This is a genomic window from Mesorhizobium sp. M7A.F.Ca.CA.002.09.1.1 (assembly GCF_003998555.1).
GTDB classification, from domain to species: domain Bacteria; phylum Pseudomonadota; class Alphaproteobacteria; order Rhizobiales; family Rhizobiaceae; genus Mesorhizobium; species Mesorhizobium ciceri.
On record NZ_RZRR01000698.1, the window covers coordinates 1 to 3,039 of the forward strand.

3 protein-coding genes are annotated in these 3,039 nt (G+C 64.3%); all 3 read right to left on the reverse strand.

The window, feature by feature from the left end:
• Positions 1-9: 9 nt before the first annotated feature.
• Positions 10-1,794, reverse strand: coding sequence for a single-stranded-DNA-specific exonuclease RecJ (gene recJ / locus EN994_RS24690; RefSeq protein ID WP_063167873.1), 1,785 nt, complete (start codon positions 1,792-1,794; stop codon positions 10-12).
• A gap of 178 nt (positions 1,795-1,972) precedes the next feature.
• Positions 1,973-2,206: a DUF6434 domain-containing protein gene (locus tag EN994_RS24695; protein ID WP_063167872.1), complete on the reverse strand. Its 234-nt coding sequence runs from the start codon at positions 2,204-2,206 to the stop codon at positions 1,973-1,975.
• A 73-nt stretch (positions 2,207-2,279) separates the two neighbouring features.
• Positions 2,280-3,039 (reverse strand): fructose-bisphosphatase class II family protein (locus EN994_RS24700; protein ID WP_164746146.1); only part of this gene is annotated, 760 nt, incomplete at its 5' end.

The window sequence follows — 3,039 nt, forward strand, 5'->3', positions numbered from 1 at the left end:
GATCAACACCTACGCACGAGCCGCATCGGTGATACGAAACTGAACGGTGCGGTTGCCGTTCCAGTAATTTCCCGACAGCGAACCGGCGACGTGGATTGTCTTGCCCCGGTTCTTGAACAGGAATTCGCCAAGCGCGGTATCGACGGCGCGAAAGGCGATCGCCTGGATCCGGCCGCCGCTTTCCGATTGCAGCTCGACGCGGATGTGATTGGTGCCGACCGGCCGCGCATCGGCCAACCGGTGGCGCGGCAACGCGAAAACAGGGGCCACGTGCCCGGCACCGAAAGGTCCGGCTTGTTCCAGCGCGTCGAGTAGGCTGAGTGTCGCGCCTTCAGCGGCAAGCGCACCGTCTATGGCCAGGCTTTCCTCGCCCTGCAGGCGAAACACGTCGGCTGCCGCCCGCTCTTCGAAAAACGCCCTGAGCTCACCAAGCCTCGCCCGCTCGACGGTGATGCCCGCCGCCATGCCATGCCCGCCACCCTTGACGATCAGACCGGCAATCGCCGCCTCGCGCACCAGCCGGCCGAGGTCGAAACCCGAGACCGAGCGGCCCGAGCCGGTGCCGATGCCGTTGGCGTTGAAGGCGATGGCGAAGGCGGGCCGGCGGGCATGATCCTTCAGCCGTGAGGCGAGCAAACCGACGATGCCCGGATGCCAGCTGTTGCTGGCGGTGACGACGATAGCCGGGCCATTGCCGCCGGCGAGCTCCGCATCGGCCTCGGCGCGCGCCGCCGCGAGCATCTCCTGCTCCATCAGCTGCCGTTCCTGGTTGAGCCGGTCGAGCGTCTCGGCAATGGTGCGCGCCTCGACCGGGTCGTCGGTCGCAAGCAACCGGCTGCCAAGTGCGGCATCGCCGATGCGTCCGCCGGCATTGATGCGCGGGCCGATCAGATAGGCCAGATGGAAGGTGCTGATCGGCTCGCCGATGCGCGACACCCGTGCCAGTGCCGCGAGCCCTTCGTTCTTCTGCTGGCGCGCCATCTGCAGCCCCTTGACCACGAAGGCACGGTTGACGCCGGTCAGCGGCACCACGTCACAAACGGTGGCCAATGCCACGATATCGAGCAGCGAAAGCAGGTCCGGCGGCGTAGCATCGGCCATGCGGCTACGCAGGATCCTGGCCGTCTGCACAAGGGCGAGGAAGACCACGCCGGCGGCACAGAGATGGCCCTGCCCGGAAAGGTCGTCGTCGCGATTGGGATTGACGACAGCGATTGCCGCCGGCAAGGCACCGCCGACCTGGTGGTGGTCGAGCACCACGACATCGGCCCCGGCCTCATTGGCGGCATCGATGGAAGCGGCGCTGTTGGTGCCGCAATCGACGGTGACGATCAGTGTCGCGCCACGCGAAACAAGTTCGCGCATGGCGTCGGGGTTGGGGCCATAGCCCTCGAAAATACGATCCGGGATGTAGATTTCCGACGGCACCGAGAAATGCGTGAGGAACCGCTTCAGCAAGGCCGACGAGGCGGCGCCGTCGACATCATAGTCGCCGAAGATCGCCACCTTTTCCCTGGCCATCACCGCGGCGGCGATCCGGGCCGCCGCCCTGTGCATGTCGGTCAGCGATGCCGGATCCGGCAGAAGATCGCGGATCGTCGGATCGAGAAACCGCTCGGTCTGCTCGGCGGTGACGCCGCGGCCGGCAAGCACCCGTGCTACGATATCGGGTACCCCGTAGCCTTGCGCGATGGCGAGCGCGATCATGTCCTGCCGCTCGGTCAGCCGGTGCTCCCAGGAAACCCCTGATACCGACTGCCTGACATCGAGGAAGAGGCGCTTTTCGCCGGTCATACGCTTTGCCAACTCATCGTTGGCCGCACGATAGTGCATGTCGCCCAAAAGTGCGCAGCGGTTTTGGGGCGACGACCTGCATTGGCAACGATTTAAATCGTGTCACGTTCATGCGACGCTCTATAGGCCAAAGGCAGGCAAAGCCAAGCGATTCACGGTGTGCGCCGTCCGGGAAGTGTCAAGAAAACTGCGCTTTCCGCTTTTCAGCCTGGCGCCGAAGCCATTCGTCGGCCGCATCGCCCATCGTCGTTTCCACACCGTCCTTGAGCCAGGCCATGAAAGGCCGGTCGAAGCTGAATGCGTAGCTGCATTCCCGGATGAGAAAGCGACGCACATTCTGGGTGTTGCGATAAGACTGCGTGATGGCGGTGGCGCGCGAGATCGGATCCGCGTGCCAGTCGAACGGTTTCATCGTCAAATCCTTGCAGCCAATATCGGGTGCGCCCGAATGGCTAACAATTGCAAGGTGGCTTCGCAAGCAAGCGTCAGAACTTATCCAGGTCCTGATGGCGTGCCTTGATCTCGCGCACCGTCCGCGACGACGAGCGCAGCACGATCGTGTGGGTGGTGATGTAATTGTGGCCGAACTTGACGCCAGCCAGCATGTTGCCGTCGGTGACACCGGTGGCCGCAAACAGCACATCGCCGCGCGCCATGTCCTCCGTCCGATAGACCCGTTTCGGATTGGAAATACCCATCTTTGCCGCGCGAGCAACCTTTTCCGGTGTGTCGAGGATCAGCCTGCCCTGCATCTGGCCGCCGGTGCAGCGCAGCGCGGCGGCGGCCAGCACGCCCTCGGGTGCTCCGCCAGTGCCGAGATAGATATCGATGCCGGTTTCTTCCGGATCCGTGGTGTGGATGACGCCGGCGACATCGCCGTCGCCGATCAGCCGGATCGCGGCACCCGTGGCGCGCACGGCATCGATCAGCTTGGCATGACGTGGCCGGTCGAGGATACAGGTGGTGATGTCCGAAATAGCCACGCCCTTGGCGCGGGCGAGGCTGGCGATGTTTTCGGCCGGTGAGGCATCGATATCGATGACGCCGTCCGCATAGCCCGGACCGATGGCGATCTTGTCCATGTAGACATCGGGCGCAAACAGCAGGCTGCCCTTTTCGGCGATGGCGATGACGGCGAGCGCATTGGGCAGGTTCTTGGCGCAGATCGTCGTGCCTTCGAGCGGATCGAGCGCGATATCGACCGCCGGACCTTTGCCGGAGCCGACTTCTTCGCCGATATAGAGC